The organism is Archangium primigenium, assembly GCF_016904885.1.
In the GTDB taxonomy this organism is placed as follows: domain Bacteria; phylum Myxococcota; class Myxococcia; order Myxococcales; family Myxococcaceae; genus Cystobacter; species Cystobacter primigenius.
Genome location: NZ_JADWYI010000001.1, coordinates 2,671,850 through 2,688,852, shown reverse-complemented (window position 1 = coordinate 2,688,852; position 17,003 = coordinate 2,671,850). Strand labels below are relative to the sequence as shown.

Annotated in this window: 10 protein-coding genes; 5 read left to right on the top strand and 5 right to left on the bottom strand. The window is 72.5% G+C overall.

Annotated features, from left to right (window positions below; genetic code table 11):
- The first annotated feature begins 30 nt into the window (after nucleotides 1-30).
- From I3V78_RS11385 to I3V78_RS11365, 5 genes are all read left to right on the top strand, one after another.
- The gene (locus I3V78_RS11385) at nucleotides 31-1,215 is read left to right on the top strand and encodes an aminotransferase class V-fold PLP-dependent enzyme (protein ID WP_204487037.1); all 1,185 of its coding nucleotides are present in this window, start codon (nucleotides 31-33) and stop codon (nucleotides 1,213-1,215) included.
- A gap of 15 nt (nucleotides 1,216-1,230) precedes the next feature.
- A complete protein-coding gene (locus tag I3V78_RS11380; protein ID WP_204487035.1) occupies nucleotides 1,231-2,160 on the top strand; it encodes a Ppx/GppA phosphatase family protein in 930 nt (309 codons plus the stop codon).
- Nucleotides 2,157-3,416 carry a spinster family MFS transporter gene (locus I3V78_RS11375; protein ID WP_204487033.1) on the top strand — a complete coding sequence of 420 codons (1,260 nt, stop codon included), beginning with the start codon at nucleotides 2,157-2,159 and terminating at the stop codon, nucleotides 3,414-3,416. Before I3V78_RS11380 ends, I3V78_RS11375 begins: the two co-directional genes overlap by 4 nt.
- A 40-nt stretch (nucleotides 3,417-3,456) precedes the next feature.
- On the top strand, nucleotides 3,457-4,524 hold the full coding sequence (locus tag I3V78_RS11370; RefSeq protein WP_204487031.1) for an oxidoreductase: 1,068 nt from the start codon (nucleotides 3,457-3,459) through the stop codon (nucleotides 4,522-4,524).
- Between the two features lie 73 nt (nucleotides 4,525-4,597).
- On the top strand, nucleotides 4,598-5,365 hold the full coding sequence (locus I3V78_RS11365) for a DUF3050 domain-containing protein (protein ID WP_204487029.1): 768 nt from the start codon (nucleotides 4,598-4,600) through the stop codon (nucleotides 5,363-5,365).
- Here the strand turns inward: I3V78_RS11365 and I3V78_RS11360 are convergent.
- The 5 genes from I3V78_RS11360 to I3V78_RS11340 form a co-directional block, all read right to left on the bottom strand.
- On the bottom strand, nucleotides 5,362-6,126 hold the full coding sequence (locus I3V78_RS11360) for an arylamine N-acetyltransferase family protein (protein ID WP_204487027.1): 765 nt from the start codon (nucleotides 6,124-6,126) through the stop codon (nucleotides 5,362-5,364). The genes I3V78_RS11365 and I3V78_RS11360 overlap by 4 nt on opposite strands.
- A 22-nt stretch (nucleotides 6,127-6,148) precedes the next feature.
- Nucleotides 6,149-8,422, bottom strand: a complete 2,274-nt coding sequence (locus I3V78_RS11355) for a hypothetical protein (protein ID WP_204487025.1) — start codon at nucleotides 8,420-8,422, stop codon at nucleotides 6,149-6,151.
- A 14-nt stretch (nucleotides 8,423-8,436) separates the two neighbouring features.
- Nucleotides 8,437-9,774: a 1-acyl-sn-glycerol-3-phosphate acyltransferase gene (locus I3V78_RS11350; RefSeq protein WP_204487023.1), complete on the bottom strand. Its 1,338-nt coding sequence runs from the start codon at nucleotides 9,772-9,774 to the stop codon at nucleotides 8,437-8,439.
- A gap of 94 nt (nucleotides 9,775-9,868) precedes the next feature.
- Nucleotides 9,869-13,018, bottom strand: coding sequence for a POTRA domain-containing protein (locus I3V78_RS11345; RefSeq protein WP_239576390.1), 3,150 nt, complete (start codon nucleotides 13,016-13,018; stop codon nucleotides 9,869-9,871).
- 53 nt (nucleotides 13,019-13,071) lie between these two features.
- Nucleotides 13,072-16,974: a translocation/assembly module TamB domain-containing protein gene (locus I3V78_RS11340; protein ID WP_338023531.1), complete on the bottom strand. Its 3,903-nt coding sequence runs from the start codon at nucleotides 16,972-16,974 to the stop codon at nucleotides 13,072-13,074.
- Nucleotides 16,975-17,003 lie beyond the last annotated feature (29 nt).

Here is a 17,003-nt window from a genome sequence, read left to right as displayed (position 1 = left end):
CCCGGGGGGACGGGCTAGACTCGGGGGACCATGGACAGCCCCCCCCTGCGTGCCCATTGGTCGCTCGATCCCGAGGTGACCTTCCTCAACCACGGCTCCTTCGGCGCCTGCCCCACGCGCGTCTTGGAGGAGCAGTCCCGGCTGCGCGCGCGCCTGGAAGCCAACCCCGTGCGCTTCCTGCACCGCGAGCTGCCCGCGCTCGCCGAGGCCGCCCGCGCGACGCTCGGGGACTTCGTCGACGCCAACCCGGACGACCTGGCCTTCCTCAACAACGCCACCACGGGCGTGAACACCGTGCTGCGCTCGCTGCGCTTCGCGCCCGGTGACGAGCTGCTCACCACGGATCACGAGTACAACGCCTCGCGCAACGCCCTGGACTTCGTGGCCCAGCAGTGGGGCGTGAAGGTGGTGGTGGCCCGGATTCCCTGGCCCACGCCCTCGGCGCAGTCGGTGGTGGACGCGGTGCTCGCCCAGGTCACACCCAACACCCGGCTGCTGCTCATCGACCACGTCACCAGCCAGACGGCGCTCGTGATGCCCCTGGCCTCCATCGTGCGCCACCTGCGCAACCGCGGCGTGGAGACGCTCGTGGACGGGGCCCACGCCCCCGGCCAGGTGCCCGTGTCCCTGCGCGAGCTCGGCGTGGCGTACTACGCCGGCAACTGCCACAAGTGGCTGTGCGCGCCCAAGGGCGCCGCCTTCCTCTACGTGCGCCGCGACCTCCAGGCCGGCATCCGCCCCCTCGTCATCAGCCACGGCTACAACTCGCGGCGCGAGGACCTGTCGCGCTTCCGCCTGGACTTCGACTGGACGGGCACGGACGACCCCACGGCCGTCTTGTGCATCCCCTCGGCCCTCCAGACGGTGGGGGGCCTGGTGCCCGGCGGCTGGCCCGAGGTCATGGCGCGCAACCACGCCCTGGCCGTCTCCGCGCGGACGCTGCTGCACCAGAAGCTCGGCGGCGCGCCGCGCTGCCCGGAGAACCTCATGGGCGCCATGGCCACCGTGGCCCTGCCCCCGGGCTTCCCCACGGAGCCCTCGGCGCTCGGGTTGGATCCCCTGCACGGCCGGCTCATGGACGAGCACCAGATCGAGGTGCAGATCACCCCCTGGCCCCGCGCCCCCCAGCGCCACGTGCGCATCTCCGCCCAGCTCTACAACACGCACGCGGAGTACCAACGGCTCGCGGAAGCTTTGGTGGCGCTGCTGCGCTGAGTAAACTGCGCCCCCATGCCTCGATACGCCACCATCGACGTGGGGACCAACTCGGTCCTCCTGCTCGTCGCCGACCGTCAACCCGACGGCCGCTTCCACGCCGTCCAGGAGCGCGCGGAGATCACCCGCCTGGGACGCGGCGTGGACAAGAGCCGCCGCCTGTCCCCCGAGGGCATGGACGCCACGCTCCAGGTTCTCAAGGACTTCGCCCAGGAGGCGCGCACGCTCGGCGCGGAGGCCATCGCCGTGTCCGCCACCAGCGCCGCGCGCGACGCCCAGAATGGCGCCGAGTTCCTCGAGGCCGCCCGCGCCCAGGCCGGCGTCACCGTGGAGATCATCGCCGGCGAGCTGGAGGCGCAGCTGTCCTTCACCTCGGCGTGGGCGGACTTCGGCCGCGACGCGAAGGGCCCCCTGGTGGTGGTGGACATCGGCGGAGGCTCCACGGAGTTCATCTACGGGGACCTCTCGGGCAAGGTCGTCTTCCGCCACAGCTACGACGTGGGCGCGGTGCGCATGACCGAGCGCTTCATCCACGCGGACCCTCCCTCGGCCGAGGAGCGCGCGCGCGTGGAGGCCCACCTGCGCGAGAGCTTCTCCACGCTGCCGCCCTGCCCGCCCGGAGCCCAGCTGGTGGGCATCGCCGGCACGGTGACGACGCTCTTCACCGTCCAGCACGCCATCGAGCCCTATGACGCCGCGCGCGTGCACGGCGGGGAGCTCACGCTCGCGGAGCTGGAGGCGCTGGCGGACCGGCTGAGTCGGCAGCCCGTGGCCGAGCGCCAGACGCTGCCCGGGCTGCAGCCCAAGCGCGCGGATGTCATCCCCGCCGGGGCCTTCATCCTGGTGGAGTCCCTCAAGGCCCTGGGTCTCGAGCGCTGCCGGGTCAGTGACCGGGGCCTGCGCTGGGGCCTCTTGTCGCACCGCTTCGGAGCCACCCCCTCATGAGCCGCCCCGCCGCCGTGGCCGGACCTCCCTCCACGACCGCCTCCGCCACGAGCACCCGCACCTACGCGCTGCTCATCCTCGCCCTCATCAACCTGGTCAACTACCTCGACCGGTACATCGTCACGGTGGCGCTGCCCTACATCCAGCGCGACTTCAAGCTCGACAACACCCAGGCTGGCATGCTCGGCAGCTTCTTCATGGTGGTGTTCATGCTGGCCTCGCCCATCAGCGGCTTCCTGGGCGACCGCATGCCGCGGCGCTACCTGGTGGCCGCGGGCGTGCTGCTGTGGAGCCTGGCCACGGGCGCCTCGGGGCTGGCGGCGAGCTTCACCGCGCTCATGGTGGCGCGCGCCTGCGTGGGCATCGGCGAGGCCGGCTACGGCGCCGTGGCCCCCTCCATCATCTCCGACCTCTACCCGCGCGAGCAGAGAACGCGCGTGCTGTCGTTCTTCTACATCGCCATCCCCGTGGGCGCCGCGGCGGGCTATGGGCTCGGCGGCTGGCTGAGCGAGGCCTACTCGTGGCACATGGCCTTCTTCGTGGGCGGCGTGCCGGGCCTCGTGCTGGGCGTCATGGCGCTGTTCATGCCCGAGCCCGAGCGCGGCGCCATGGACGGCCCCGAGGCGCAGAAGAAGCTGCCCTTCCTCGAGGGGCTCCGGGGCCTGGGCCGCAACGACGCCTTCTGGTGGACGACGGCGGGCTACACGCTGATGACGTTCGCCATCGGAGGCCTGGCCTTCTGGCTGCCCTCCTTCCTCGTCAACGAGCGCGGCCTCGTGGCGGACAAGGCGGGCTTCCTCTCGGGCGCGGTCACGGCGGTGGCGGGCCTGTCGGGCACCGTGGTGGGCGGCGCGCTGGGGGACAAGATGGACCGACGCCGACCGGGTGGAGGGCTGCGCCTGTCGGGCGTGGGCCTGCTCATCGCCGCGCCGCTCATGTACTTCTCGGTGCAGGTGGGCTCGCTCGAGCTCATGTTCGCGCTCGTGTTCCTGGCGCAGTTCTTCCTGTTCCTCAACAGCGGGCCCATCAACGCGGCCATCGTCAACGCCGTGCCCCCGGCCTTCCGCGCCTTCGCCATGGGGCTCAACGTGCTCTTCATCCACATGCTGGGCGATGCGCTGTCCCCCACGGCCATTGGTAAGCTGGCGGACATGCGCAGCCTCGGCTTCGCCATCGAGGTGAACGCGGTTCCCGTGATTCTGGGGGGACTCGCGTTATTGATGGCGAGCAAGGCGTTCCAGCGACAGAACGCCTGAGCCGGGAAGCCTCCCGGCTCGTCCTCCGCCGGGAGCCATCGTGAGCAGTCTGCTCTTCACCCCGCTGCAGTTGCGCGGGGTCACCCTCAAGAACCGCATCGCCGTCTCGCCCATGTGTCAGTACTCGTGCGAGGACGGCTTCGCCAACGACTGGCACTTCGTGCACCTGGGCTCGCGGGCCGTGGGCGGCGCGGGGCTCGTCCTCTTCGAGGCCAGCGGCGTCACCCCCGAGGGCCGCATCTCGCCGCAGGACCTGGGCATCTACAAGGACGAGCACGTGGCGCCGCTCGCGCGCATCGTGAAGTTCATCCACGAGCACGGCTCGGTGGCGGGCATCCAGATCGCGCACGCGGGGCGCAAGGCGTCCAAGACGCCGCCCTGGGACGGCGACAAGGCCGTGGCCCCCGTGGCGGGCGGCTGGGTGCCCGAGGCCCCCAGCGCCGTGGCGTTCGATGATCAGTCCACCATTCCCACCGCGCTCGACGCGGCGGGCATCCAGCGCGTCATCCGCGCCTTCGCCGACGCCACCGACCGCGCCAAGGCGGCGGGCTTCCGCGTGGTGGAGATCCACGGCGCGCACGGCTACCTCCTGCACGAGTTCCTCTCCCCGCTGAGCAACCAGCGCACGGACGAGTACGGCGGCTCGTATGACAACCGGGTGCGGCTCATCCGCGAGGTGACGCGCGCGGTGCGCCAGCGCTGGCCGGAGGATCTGCCGCTCTTCGTGCGCCTGTCCGCCACGGACTGGGTGGAGGGAGGCTGGACGCTGGACGACTCCATCCGGCTCGCCCGCCTGCTCAAGGAGGATGGGGCGGACCTCATCGACTGCTCCTCGGGCGCCATCATCCCCGGGGTGAAGATTCCCGCCGGGCCGAGCTACCAGGTGCCCCTGTCCGCGGGCGTCCGGGAGCACGCGGGCATCGCCACGGGCGCGGTGGGCTTCATCCAGTCCGCCTTCCAGGCCGAGAGCATCCTGCGCACCGGTCAGGCGGACCTGGTGCTGCTCGCGCGCGAGCTGTTGCGCGACCCCTACTGGCCCCTGCACGCCGCCCAGGAGCTGCACGCCCAGGTGGCCTGGCCCAAGCAGTACGCGCGCGCACAGCACTGATGAGCCCGACCCGCCGGACCCGCACGGGCGGCGTGTAGACGGGGCGCGCGGGGAGCGGCATACCTTCTGGACCATGCTCCCCGCCGCGACCCTCCGCCCCCCGCTGCACCGCCTGCTGGACGCCACCGCCCACGCCCGCCAGGGGCTCGTCGCGCATCCCCTCTACGCGCGGCTGGGCGAGCTGCCCGCCTTGCGGAGCTTCATGGGCGCCCATGTGTTCGCGGTGTGGGACTTCATGAGCCTGCTCAAGACGCTCCAGCGGCGGCTCACGTGCGTGGACGTGCCGTGGATGCCGCCCGCGGACATCGCCTGCGCGCGGTGGATCAACGAGATCGTCCTGGGCGAGGAGACGGACGAGGTGCGGCCGGGCGAGTACAGGAGCCACTTCGAGCTGTACCTGGAGGCCATGCGCGAGACGGGCGCGGACACCGGGCCCGTGCTCGGCATGCTGGAGAGGCTGCGCGCCGGGGCCCCGCTCGACACGGCGCTCGGCCACGCGCCCAAGCCCGCGCGCGCCTTCGTGAAACACACGCTCGCGCTCACCCACGCGAGCACCCACGAGGTGGCCGCCGCCTTCCTGCTCGGCCGGGAGCAGTTGTTGCCCGCGGTGTTCGAGCACATGCTCACGGCCGTGCGGCCCCTGGGCGCGCCGTGCGAGGCCCTGAGCCTGTACCTGGAGCGCCACATCCTCCTGGACGGCGGCGAGCACGGCACCCACGCGGCGTCACTGCTCGAGCGGCTGTGTGGGGACGACGCGCGCAAGTGGAGCGAAGCGGAGGCCGCGGCCCTGTCCGCGCTCGACGCGCGCCGCGCCCTGTGGGACGGCGTGCTCGCGGGTTAGGCGCCCTCGGGCAGTGGGATGCCGAAGTGGGACCAGAGGAGCTGGTCGCGCGCCTCCGTGGCCGCGAGCCTGCGCTCCACGCGGTGGCCGTCCTCGGAGAGGATGAGCCGGTTGCCCCGCAGCGTCACCCGGCCCCGCGGCGTCTTGCGCGTGCACAGGGACTCCGCGCGCAGGGGCGAGTCGGGCGCGGTCTGCAGCGCCCGGAAGCGCTCGGCGAAGTCCTCCAGGCGCCGGGGCGTGCGCGAGAACACGTAGAGCAGCCGACCCACGCCGCCCGGGGACTCCCGCGTCAGGCTCCACTCCTCGCCGTGGACGTCCAGGCGGAACATCCGCCCCGCCGAGGGCCAGCGCCCGGGCACGAGCGGCAGGGGCTCATCGAACGAGGCGCCGAAGCCCACGTCCACGAGCCAGCGCTCCTCCAGGGCCACCTCCAACACGAGGTGCTCGAAGCCGGACGGGGCGCGGGTGGAGTCCTCGGGGGCGACGCGCGCGGACAGGTACGACACCTGGAAGCCCAGCGAGCGCAGGAGCGCGGCGAACAGGGCGTTGAGCGCGTGGCGCATGCCGCCCCGGTGGCCCCGCACGAGCCGGTCGAACAGCACGTCCTCCTCGAGCGCGAGCGGCGCCTCGTCGAGGAAGAGCGCCAGGTTCTCGAAGGGGATGGTCTCCAGGTGGCGCACGTGCAGCGAGCGCAGGGCCTCCAGCGTGGGCTGGAGGGAGCCGCGGTAGCGCATGCGCTCGAGATAGAGTTCCCGCTCCATGGCCCGTCAGCATAGACGCGCCTCAGCGCGCGTTCTTCCGCACGGAGATGTCCACGACGAATTCCGGACCGTTCGCGGCGCCGTCTTGCGTCCACTCCAACACACCGGGCCGGTCATCGCCCGTCCACAAGCCCAGGAGCTCGTACGTCATCCACTGGGCCAGGGAGCGGCCCACGCGCTGCACGCTCTCGCGGGGCACCGTCGAGAGGGACGCCTGGGCCTCCATCAGCCCCCGCACGAGCCGCGCGGGCACCATCCAGCACTCGGCGCGCGGCGCGGGCGGCCCGAGGAAGAGGCAGAAGGAGGACTCGCTGCGGCCGAGCAGCTCGTCCACCTGCTCCCGGCCGAGCCGTAATTGCGGCGCCCACTGGCCCTCGCCCCGCGACTCCAGCTTGCGCGCCCGCACCAGCGCCGCGCGCTTCGTCGTGAGGAAGCCGTCCACGGCCACGTCCAGGACGAACGCCAGCGCCACGCCCGCGGGACGCGCGCCCTCCTCGGGCACGGGACCCCCTTCGGGCGCGGGCCGGCGGCGGAAGCGGAAGGACAGCTCGAGCGGCACCGGCTGACCCTGGGACAGGAGAATGGACAGGTCCGAGCGGATGCTGTCGAACTCGTGCGCCAGGTCCTCCAGGAGCCGCGTCATCAGGGAGGCCTCGTCCTCGCGGGCATGCTCCGGGTAGCGCGCGGAGAAGTCGCGCTCCACGCGGCCAAAGGCCCCCAGCAGCAGCTCCTCCAGGTCCCGGTCGCGCAGCCACGTGCGCCCGCCCCCGAGCGACAGGGCTCCCGCCGAGCGCAGGTGGCGCAAGGCGCCGGTGAGCGTGGCGGGTGTCTCGGGCTCGGCGGACTCCGGGCCCGCCGCGAGCCAGGCGTTGATGGCGCGCACGCGGAAGCGCACGCGCGTGGCGGGGTGCTCGCCCAGCTTGCGCAGGAGCCGCCGGTCCGTGGACGTCTTCACCAGCGACAGCGTCACCAGCTCCGCCTCGGAGGCGGCCGCGTCGGGCGCGCACCAGAGGAAGAACTCCATGGCCGCCTTGCGCAAGGGGGGCTTCCTCGCGCAGCGCTGAGCAACTTCCCGCCGCCACGCCGCGAGCTCGTCCGCGCCGGGCCGCCGCTCGGACTCCAGGCGCGGCCACAGCTCCGCGCACTCCTCGGCGAGCCAGCCCAGGGTGTCCGCCACCGCGAGGCCCCGCACGCGCTCGCGCCCCCGGTTGCGCCGCTCGAACGCCTCCGGCAGGCCCTGGCGCAGCGCCTCGCGGAACAGGTGCTCCTCCACCCAGAGCAGCACCAGCGCGAGCCCCGGCTCGGCCTTGGGCACCAGGTGCTCCCAGCACGTGTCCGCCACGCGCCGCCGCCGCGTGTACTCGCCCGGCTCGTGCAGGCTCGTCACCAGCGCGTGCAGCGCGCCGCGCAGGCCCTGCACCGGAGCCTCGAAGTGGCCCAGGAGCTCACTCAGGTTCTGGATGACCGACACCGACCCTCCCTCCTCCAGATTCCGGGCGAGCAACAGGCTCGCCCGCGCGCACCACCGCGCCTCGCGCTTGCCCTGGGGATAGCTGCCCAGGAAGCCGCGCAGCTCGCCCGGGCCCTCGGCGCTGGCCACCAGTTGGAAGAGCTTCTCCTCCAGGATGTCCCGGCACTCGGCCCACGGGATGCGCGTGGCGCGCTCGCGGATGAACGTCACCAGCTTGTCGCGGCCCTCGCGCAGGTGGGGCAACAGCTCGCGGAGTTGATCCAACCGGCCGATGAGCCGCTTGTCCGAACCGAGCAGGACCTTGAGGTCCACCTCCACGCCATCCTTCACGCCATCATTGAAGCGCAGCACCCGGCCGTCGAACGCGCAGCGCACGCCGCCCACCAGCCGCCGCAGCGCGTCCGGGTGCCGCTTGAGGTGGCGCGCGAGCACCTTGCCGAGCTCGCCCTCCACCTGCCGCGTGAGCGCCCCGACCTCCTCGCTCTCACCGCGCCCGTCCTCCCGCCAGGACTGCACGAGCTGCGCCCGCCGGGCGATGAGCCGCTGCAAGAGCTCGCTCGGCGCGTCCGAGTAGGGCCACAGCAGCTCCCCACAATGGGCCATGAGGAACAACAGCTCGCCCGGGGAGCGCGGGCCCGTGTCCAGACGGGTCCAGGTCGCCGAGCGCGCCTGCTCGCGCTCCTCCAGGGTGGCCCGGCGCAACCAGTCCGAGAGCTGCTCGGCCCACTGGGGACGCGAGGCCAGCAGCGCCTCGGGCGTGGCGCCCGCGACCTGCGCGTAGAGGGCCTGGAGGGGATCCGGCCAGGGATGTTCGCCGAGGAGCATGCGCGTGGGCGTCCCTAGCGACCCGCGACCACGTCGACCGGAGCCCCGGTCCCGTCCAGCCGCGGCCGGTACTCGCCCGCGAGCCCCTCCACGGCGTCCGACAGGGCGCTGCCCTCCTCCACCAGCCGCTCCTTGAGCTTGGCCCGGCTGCCCAGGGAGAAGAACACGGCCACGTCGTGCCACACCACGGCCCAGCGCTCGGACAGGTAGAGCGTGAGCAGGCCGAGCAGGGGCACGCCCACCAGGGCCACGACCCCCGCCCCGGTCCCGCCCGTCCACCAGGCGACCGCCGTGAGCGCCGCCCACCAGCCCCAGGACACCACCCACGCGGTGAGGAACTTCACCGTCGCCTGCACGTCCAGCTCGGCGCGGCGGCTCGCCCAGCGCGGCACGAGGTAGGGCACGTAGAAGAGCACGAGGCCCAGCATGAACAGGGGCAGGCCCACGGCGAGCAGGAGCAGGTTCTTCACCACGAAGCGCGCCACGGGCACCGGGCGGTACTCCAGGGACAGGTCCGTGGGGTCCGCGCGCACCAGCGACAGCCGCCAGTAGAAGGACATGAAGTCGCCGCGCATCTTCGCGAAGCGCTCGGGCTGCTCGGCGCGGAAGAGTTGCAGGCCCCGCGCCCAGTAGCGCAGCCGCTCGGGATCCGTCGCCTGCTTCTGCCGCAGGGCGTAGAGGCCCTCGGCGAGCTGGAGCAGCGGCAGGTCCTCCCACTGCTCCAGGTTGAGCGTCACCCCGCGCAGGGCCCCGGCGATGCGCTCGGTGAGCGCGCGCACGGCGGCGGACTCGCCCGCGTCGTCGGCGGGCAGGAAGTCGCGCACCTCGATGGGCGTGCCCATCTCGATGAGCACCTCGCTGCGAAACAGGTGCTTGTCCGCGTAGGTGAGGCCCACGGGCACGATGCGCACCGCCGCCCCCTGCCGCGCCGCCCCGAGCGCGATGCGCGCCGCGCCCGTCTTCAGCTCCGCGAGCGAGGGTTCCGAGTGGCTCTTGCCCTCGGGAAACAGGGTGATGGCCCGGCCCGCCACGAGCGCGCCCCGCGCCGCGTCCAGCGTGCCCTCGTTGCGCCCCATCTGCGAGGGGTCGTCCTGCTTGCGGTACACGGGCAGCGCGCCCAGGCCCTTGAGCAGCCAGCCGATGACGGGCAGCCGGAAGAGCGGCTCCTTGGCGAGGAACGTCACGTGCCGGCGCGTGAGCATGAACACGAGCGCGGGATCGATGAGCCCATTGGGGTGGTTGCCCACGAAGATGACCGGCCCCTCGGGCTCGGCCTGGGGCGAATGGACCTTCACCCGGTAGAAGAGCCGCAGCAACAGCGCCACCACCGTCCGTACGAAGCTGTAGAACACGGGCGGCAGTGTACACCGGGAAACATCCGGGATCCGCTCCCCCGCCCGCTCGCCTGTCGGAGGGCCCGGGGGATGGCCCGGGAGAGGACCCGGGCTAGAAGGCGCCGATGCTGAAGTGCAGCTGGCCCACGGACTCGTTGAGCGTCTCGTCGGGGTCCAGGTTGACGCCCACGTCGAAGGCGAGCGGTCCCACGGGGGTGATGTAGCGAAAGCCCACGCCCATGGAGTAGCGCAGCGCCAGGGCCTGGTACTTCGTGCGGTCCAACCACAGGTTGCCCGCCTCCAGGAACAGGCCCAGGTCGAACGAGGGCCGCACCGGGAAGCGCAGCTCGGTCTTGGCCAGGGTGAACAGCTCACCGCCCTCGCTGATGGGGGGCTGGCCGCCGAGCAGGGTCAGCAGCTCGGCGCTGCACGCCGCGGGGTGGACGAGCGAGCGGCAGTAGCCCACCTGTCGGCGCAGCTCCGTGCGCCGGTCCTCACCGAGGATGCCGTCCTCGCGAAAGCCGCGCAGGCTGTTGGAGCCGCCGAGGAAGAAGCGCTTGGAGCCGATGACGCGCGCGTCGGTCACCAGGGGCACGATGGTGCCGGCCCGGAGGGACACGGCCAGCACGGCGCGCGAGGACAGGGGCGCGTACACACTCACGTTGCCCGACAGCTTCACGCCGTTGATGGGCAGCGCCGTCAGCGGCTCGCCGCTGGCCGTGGTCTCGTAGGAGCGCAGGTCCCGCATCCACTCGGCGCTGGTGGACACGAGGAGCCCCTTGTGGGGATTGCCCGGGTTGTCGCGCAGGTCCATCGCCAGCGACGAGCGCAGGGAGTGCAGGATGAAGAAGCCGTACGGGAAGCGCAGGCGCTCCTGGTCCGCCCGGTCCAGCGTGGCGGGAGGGCGGCTGCCGGACTGCAGCAGGTTGCCCTCCAGCTCGTACTGGAGGGCGAAGTTCAGCCAGCGGATGATGGACCAGTCCAGGCCCGTCACGGCGGCGATTCGCGAGGACAGGTAGGACGGCCGCTGCACGCGCTCGGCGATGAGGTCCAGGCGCGCGCCCACGTCCAGGGGCAGCAGGCCGTGGAGCCGGGGCTGCGCCGCCGACAGCACGGCCCGGCCACCGAAGGCGCTCAGCCAATCGTAGGCGCCCAGGCGCGGGCACTCGTCCGGGAGCGTGGCGCACGTCACGCGGAGGGCCGAGGCCGCCTGGATGCCCTGGGCGCTCAGCCCCACGTAGTTGAGCTTCAGCCGGCCCGACAGGTTGAGCCCACGTCCATCCACGTTGGTGCGCGCCGCGTCCAGCACCACGCGGGGACCTTCCGACAGGAAGTAGCCGCCCGCGATCTCCCCCTCCCACCGGGGCCGCTCGCGCACCTCCACCACCACGTCCTTGCTCGCCTCGGGCACGTCCGGCTTGTCCAGCCGCACCGTCACCTGCCGGAAGATGTTGAGCAGCACGAGCCGACGCTGGCTGTCGAAGAGCTTCTCCGGCGACAGCACCTCGTCCTCGCGCAGGCGCACCGTGTCGCGAACCACCTCCTCGTAGGTGCGCTGGGTGCCCCGCACGAGCAGCCGACCCAGCCGCACCTGGGGGCCGGGCTCCATGCGGAACAGCAGCTCCACGCCCGTGTCGGCCCGACGGGGCTCCGCCTCCACGCGGGCGAAGAGGTAGCCCTCGCGGTTGAGCTGCGTGACGAGCGCGCGCCGGGCGAGCTCCACCGTGTCCGGGTTCAGGGCATCCCCGGTGCGCACCTCCACGAAGCGCCGGCCGTCGAAGCCCGCCGGGCCACCCTCCAGCTGCACGCCCGCCACGAGCAGCTGCGCGCCCTCGCGCACGTCGAACCAGGCCTCGGCCGTTCCCGTCGTCAGGTCCACCGCCACCCGGACGAAGCGCACCTCGGCCTCCAGGTAGCCCCGCTCCCGGTAGGCCTCCGTCATCGTCTCGGCGGCATCCCGGTAGGCCTCCTCGACGAAGACCGTGGCCGGCTCGCTCAACCACTCGGGCGGTCCACCGCGCGCGCCGACCGGGCCCATCTCCGCCACCCCGCTCAAGCGCGGCGGCGAGGAGGGCTGGGGCGTGTTGAGCCGCACGCGCTCGGCGAGCAGCTCGCGCAGCGTCTCCGGGGAGAAGACGGTGTTGCCCCGGAAGTGCACCCGGCGCATGCGCAACGGCCGGCCCTCCTCGATGTCGAAGGCGAGCACGCGCGCCTCCCCATCGGGCCGGTCCACCTCGCGCACCTCCACGTGCACGCCGTGAAAACCCCGGTAGCGGTAGAAGGACTCGAGCTGCCGCGTCATGCGCGCCACCGCGAGCTCCTCCAGGGGCTCGGAGACGTCGTGCTGGAGCACGCGCGAGAGCAACGTGTCCGAAAAGTGGTGGTTCCCATGAAAACGGACACGGTAGTGGGGCCCGGCGGACACGGGCACCACCACCGTCGCCGCCCCACCCTCCTCCTCGAGCAGCGGCTGGCCCACGGTGGCGAGCCAGAAGCCCCGCTCGCGCAGCAGCGCCTGCAGGCGCACGAGGCCCGCGTCCAGACCGCCGCGGTCCAGCACCCCGCCCACCCGCAGGCCCAGGGTGTCGAGCAGCTCGGGAAGCGCGAGCCCTGGACTGCCCGTCACCGACACGGCGGCCACCTGGGTGGGCCGGCCCTCGAAGACGGTGAAGACGAGCGCCACGCCGCCCGGCGCGGACTCGCGCGTGAGCTGGATGCTCGCCTCGTTGTAGCCCTGCCGTCCGTAGGCGCGGGACAGGGCGGTCACGGCCGCGCCCAGCGCGTCCTCGTCGAGCCGCTGGCCCACGACGAGCCCCTCGGCGCGGAGCACCTCGAGCAGCGTGTCATCCCGGAGGATGACGTTGCCCTCCACCTCCACCTTGCGCACGACCTGGATGGGCGTGAGCTCGAACACCACGCGCACCCCGCCGGACTCGGGCACCGAGCGCACCACGATGTCGGCGAAGCGCTCGCTGGCCCACAGGCGCTCGACCGAGCGGCGCACCGCGCGCGCCGACAGGGGCTGGCCCGTGCGCACCGCCACCAGGTCCGCGAGCCCCTTGGCGTCCACGCCCTCCGGCAGGTGCAGCTCCACCGACGCCACCGTGGGGGCGTCCTCCCGCGGAAGCTCCTGCGCCGCCGCGGGCCCTGTCCCGAGCCACAGCGCGCACACGAGCACCCACCGGAGGACGAGCCGCAGGTGGGCGGGACTCCAGGAGGCGGCGGCGGGCCGGCGGCGAGGGGGTGGGCGGGGCGAGACCAAGGACGTCTTCCAATCCTAGGACGACCCATGAGGAACTTCGACACCAACTCGCGCTACTGCGATTCCCACCCCAGCTTGAGCTCGAGTCCGAGGTTGCCCAGGGTTCCCAGGGCCGTCTCGGGATGCTCGTTGTCCCACTGGAGCTGGGCGGAGAGCCGGTCGTCGAAGCGGTACTCGGCCCGGGCCCGGGTGCCGCGCCCGCTCACCGGCTGGCTCAGGCCAATCTTGAGCTGCTCGGTGAGGAACTTCGACTCCAGGCGAGCGGTGGGCTCGGCCTGCTGCGTGGCGTCGTTGTAGGTGGTGGAGATCTGCAAGGACATGTCCTTGAGGAAGGGGTTGTCGGGCAGGAAGCGCTTCACCTGCCGGTCCAACCCGGACATGTTGAAGAGCGCCTCGGCGGCCAGGCCCGCGCCGGCGGAGGCGACCGTGTCCCGGTCCGTGCTCATCACCCCCAGGGTGAGCAGCGAGACGATCTCGCCCTCGGGCAGGGCCGGCTCGGTGGAGAACACCACCTGGGGCGCGGCGGGTCGGCCGTAGGCGTGCAGCTTCACCTGGTACTCGCGCACCTGGGTCTGGGCACGCATCTCGAACACCGGATCGATGCTGTAGCGGTCCTGGAACTCCACCTGGCCGCGGCTGATGGTGAACTGGTTGTTGCGGAAGAAGACCTGGCTGTTGGCGTCGGTCTCCACGGTGCCGAGCACGCCGGGGCGGGCGTTGGTGCCCGTGAGGCGCACCGCGCCGAGCAGCCGGGCCCGGGCCAGGTTGTTGTCCACGGCGACGTCGCTCAGGTTGAGCCCCACGTCCAGGGTGAGGTACTCGCGGGGCCGCTCCGCCGTGGGCGAGGGCAGCACGATGCGGCGCGACAGGCGCTTGAGGATGTCCTCCAGCTCCAGGCCCCGGCGGTAGCGCAGGTTGCGGATGTCCAGCGAGCCCCCGAGCCGCAGCGCGTCCGGGTTGCCCGACAGGGTGAGGGAGCCGGTGGCGTTGAACGGCAGGTCCTCGTGGAAGCGCGCGGACACGTCGGACAGGTACATGTTGAGCGCCAGCTCCGCGGGCTGGAAGTCGCGCAGCCGCACGTCGCCCGAGGCCTGCATGCGGCCCTCATTGAGCACGCCGTACAGGGACTCCAGGAGCACGCGCTGCTCGGAGAACTCCACGCGGCCATCCAGGGAGCGCACGGACACGGGCAAGTCCCTCAGGGCGCCGCGCATGTCGGAGATGAGCGCCGTGCCCGCCAGCGCCGGGCGGGAGGGCTTGCCCGTGGCCACCGCGGTGAGCTCCACGCGGCCGCCGGTGCGCACGAGCTGGGGCGAGAAGGACTCGAGCAGCCGCAGGTCCAGGGCGCCGCGCAGGAAGAACTCCATCTGCTCGGTGCCGGCCCACCCCGTGGCGGACAGCTCCGTGTCCGGCCCGCGGAACACGAAGGACGGCACGCGCAGCCGGTCGTTGTCGTACTCCAGGAGGATGGGGCCATCGTTCTCGCCGGACAGCTCGCCACGCGACAGCGCGAGCCGCTCCACCCGGGTGCGCATGCGCAGGGCCTTGGTGTCGAGCAGCGCGCCGCTGGCCTCCACCACCGCCTTGACCGCGCCGGACATGCCCTGGGTAATGGCATGGGTGGGCAGGAGCGGACGGATCTCCGGCAGCTCCAGCGTCACCATGGCCTCGAAGGGATAGGGCTCCTTGAGCCGCAGGGAGAGGATGCCGCTCGTGTCGCGCGAGGGGCGGCCGGCCACCTGCAACTGCAGGCCTTCCAGCCGGGCCTCGAGCCCCATGTTGCCCAGGTTGCGCTCGGCGAACGTCACCCGGGGACCCCAGACCCGGGCCGTGGTCACCGGCAGGTCCGTGGTGCCCGACACCTTGCCCTCCAGGGCCAGCACGCCCTCCACGCCGAGCCGCTTCGCCGACTCCTGGCCCACGAGCTCCGCCAGGGAGAGGTTCTCGCCCCCGAAGCGGTAGTCCAGCTCACCCTTCGTCGGGCCGGACAGTCCGAAGGTGCCCTCCACCCAGGTGAGGCCCAGGGGCCCCTCGAGCGTCGTGCGCTCGAGCACCATGGCGCCCTCGCGGTCGAAGCGCAGCCGCGTCGAGCCGTCGCCCATGCGCCGCCCGTAGTAGAGGGTGTTCTTGAAGTCCAGGGCCACCAGGCCCTCGAACTCGTCCAGCGGGCTGTCGATCTCCACGCGGCCCGAGGCCTCGCCCACCAGCGGCCCCTGCATGAGCGAGACGTTGGGGTGCAGGGGGGCGATGACGTCGATGATGTCCTCGATGCGGCCGCGCGGCACCTGCACCTCGGTGCGCAGGTGCAGCGCGCGGCCGAAGGTGAGCGCGGCGTTGCCGAAGTACTGGGTGCGCCCCTTCTGGCCGGAGAACATGGGCAGGCCCATGACCTTGTCGTGGTACGTGACGCGCCCCTGCACCACGCCCAGGTCGAAGTTCCAGAAGTCGAAGTCGCGCAGGGACAGCTCCGCGCCGATGCGCACGTTCGCGTAGGGCCCTTCCACGGTGGTGCTCACCGTGCCCCGGCCCGCCCAGGCGAGCCCCGCGATGTGGCCGAAGTCCGACAGGTCCACGTCGCCCCCGGCGCGCACGGTCATGCCCTTGTGGGCCTCGAAGAAGAGCGTCACGTCCCCGCCGATGCGCGAGCGGCCCGTGTCGATCTGCACCTCGGAGAAGGTGACGCGGTCGGGCAGGAGCGCGAGCCGCGAGCGCACGTGGCCGCGCTCGTAGGTGAGGAAGGTGAGGCCCTTGTTCGCGGGTGCATCGAACGCGCGCGAGGCCAGCGTGAAGCGGCCATGGTGGAAGTCCAGGTCACCCGACACGCTGAACCGGGGCCACAGCGTGCCGGACAGGTGCGCCTTGGCCGTGGCGGGGAAGTCCACCCACGAGCCCGTCAGCCCGCTCTTCTCCAGGATGCGGCCGAACGACGCGTCGCGCGTCTCCAGGTTCACCGACACGGGCAGCCCCGGCCTCAGCCCGAGCGTGCCCGTGAGCCGCAGCTCGCCCTGTCCGATGGGCACGCGCATCTGCTCCACCGTCACCTGGTCGCCGCTGTACACGAGCCGCGCGGAGAGCGCGCCCGGCGTGTACTTGTCGTAGACGAGCCCGCTGCCCGACAGCTCGGCGGACACCGTGGGGGCCTCCGGCCGGCCGTTGATCGTCAACCGGGTCCAGAGGTGGCCCTGGGCGGGCGCGGGCAGCACCCCCACGCGCGAGAGCGTGCGCAGGGGCAGGAACACCTGGGCGTCGAGCGCGAGCACCGGCTCGCACAACCGCTCCACGCGGCCCGAGATGTTCACCGTCACGTCATCGAGCGTCGCCTCCGCCCGGTCCACCTCCAGCAGGGCCTCGTCGACGTCCAGGCCTCCGGAGAGCGCGAGCCGCCCGAGGACGAGCTCGCGCCCCGGCCCCAGCCGCACCAGACCCCGGCGGCCCTCCACCTCGAACTCCTCCTCGCCCCAGCGCTCGCGCAGGTTCACGTCCAGCTCGGACAGCTCCACCTGCCGGCCCTCGGGCAGCACGAGCTTCACCTCCGCGCCGGTGATGGCCAGGCGCCCGAGCCGCAGCCGCCTCAGGGGCACGAGCGGACAGGTACCCGGCGCGTCCTCGCGCGGAGGCCGGGGCCGCGACAGGTCCAACACGAGCCGGGGCCGCTGGATGCGCACCTGATCGATGGGGAACTGGCCGGAGAAGGGCGTGGGCAGACCGAGCTGGATTTCCGCCACGTCCGCCGCGAGCAGGGGCGTGTCCTGGCCCTTCTGGGTGAGGGACACGTCGCGCAGCACGAGCCGCTGACCGAGCGGATCCACCTCGCACTGCCCGATGCCCACCTCCAGGCCGATCAGCGCCGGCAGGTGGCGCCGCGCCTGGGAGCAGAGGGCGTCCCAGGCCGTGCGCGTGCGCAACAGCAGCACCGTCCCCAGCACGAGCAGGAGGACGACGAGCCATGGCGGCACACGCCGCGCGCTCTGCTGCCGGTTCCTTG

Coding starts and splice junctions, on each gene's coding strand:
- I3V78_RS11360 (WP_204487027.1), bottom strand. CDS start 6,126: ATGGAGCGGGAACTCTATCTCGAGCGCATGCGCTACCGCGGCTCCCTC.
- I3V78_RS11355 (WP_204487025.1), bottom strand. CDS start 8,422: ATGCTCCTCGGCGAACATCCCTGGCCGGATCCCCTCCAGGCCCTCTAC.
- I3V78_RS11375 (WP_204487033.1), top strand. CDS start 2,157: ATGAGCCGCCCCGCCGCCGTGGCCGGACCTCCCTCCACGACCGCCTCC.
- I3V78_RS11385 (WP_204487037.1), top strand. CDS start 31: ATGGACAGCCCCCCCCTGCGTGCCCATTGGTCGCTCGATCCCGAGGTG.
- I3V78_RS11365 (WP_204487029.1), top strand. CDS start 4,598: ATGCTCCCCGCCGCGACCCTCCGCCCCCCGCTGCACCGCCTGCTGGAC.
- I3V78_RS11380 (WP_204487035.1), top strand. CDS start 1,231: ATGCCTCGATACGCCACCATCGACGTGGGGACCAACTCGGTCCTCCTG.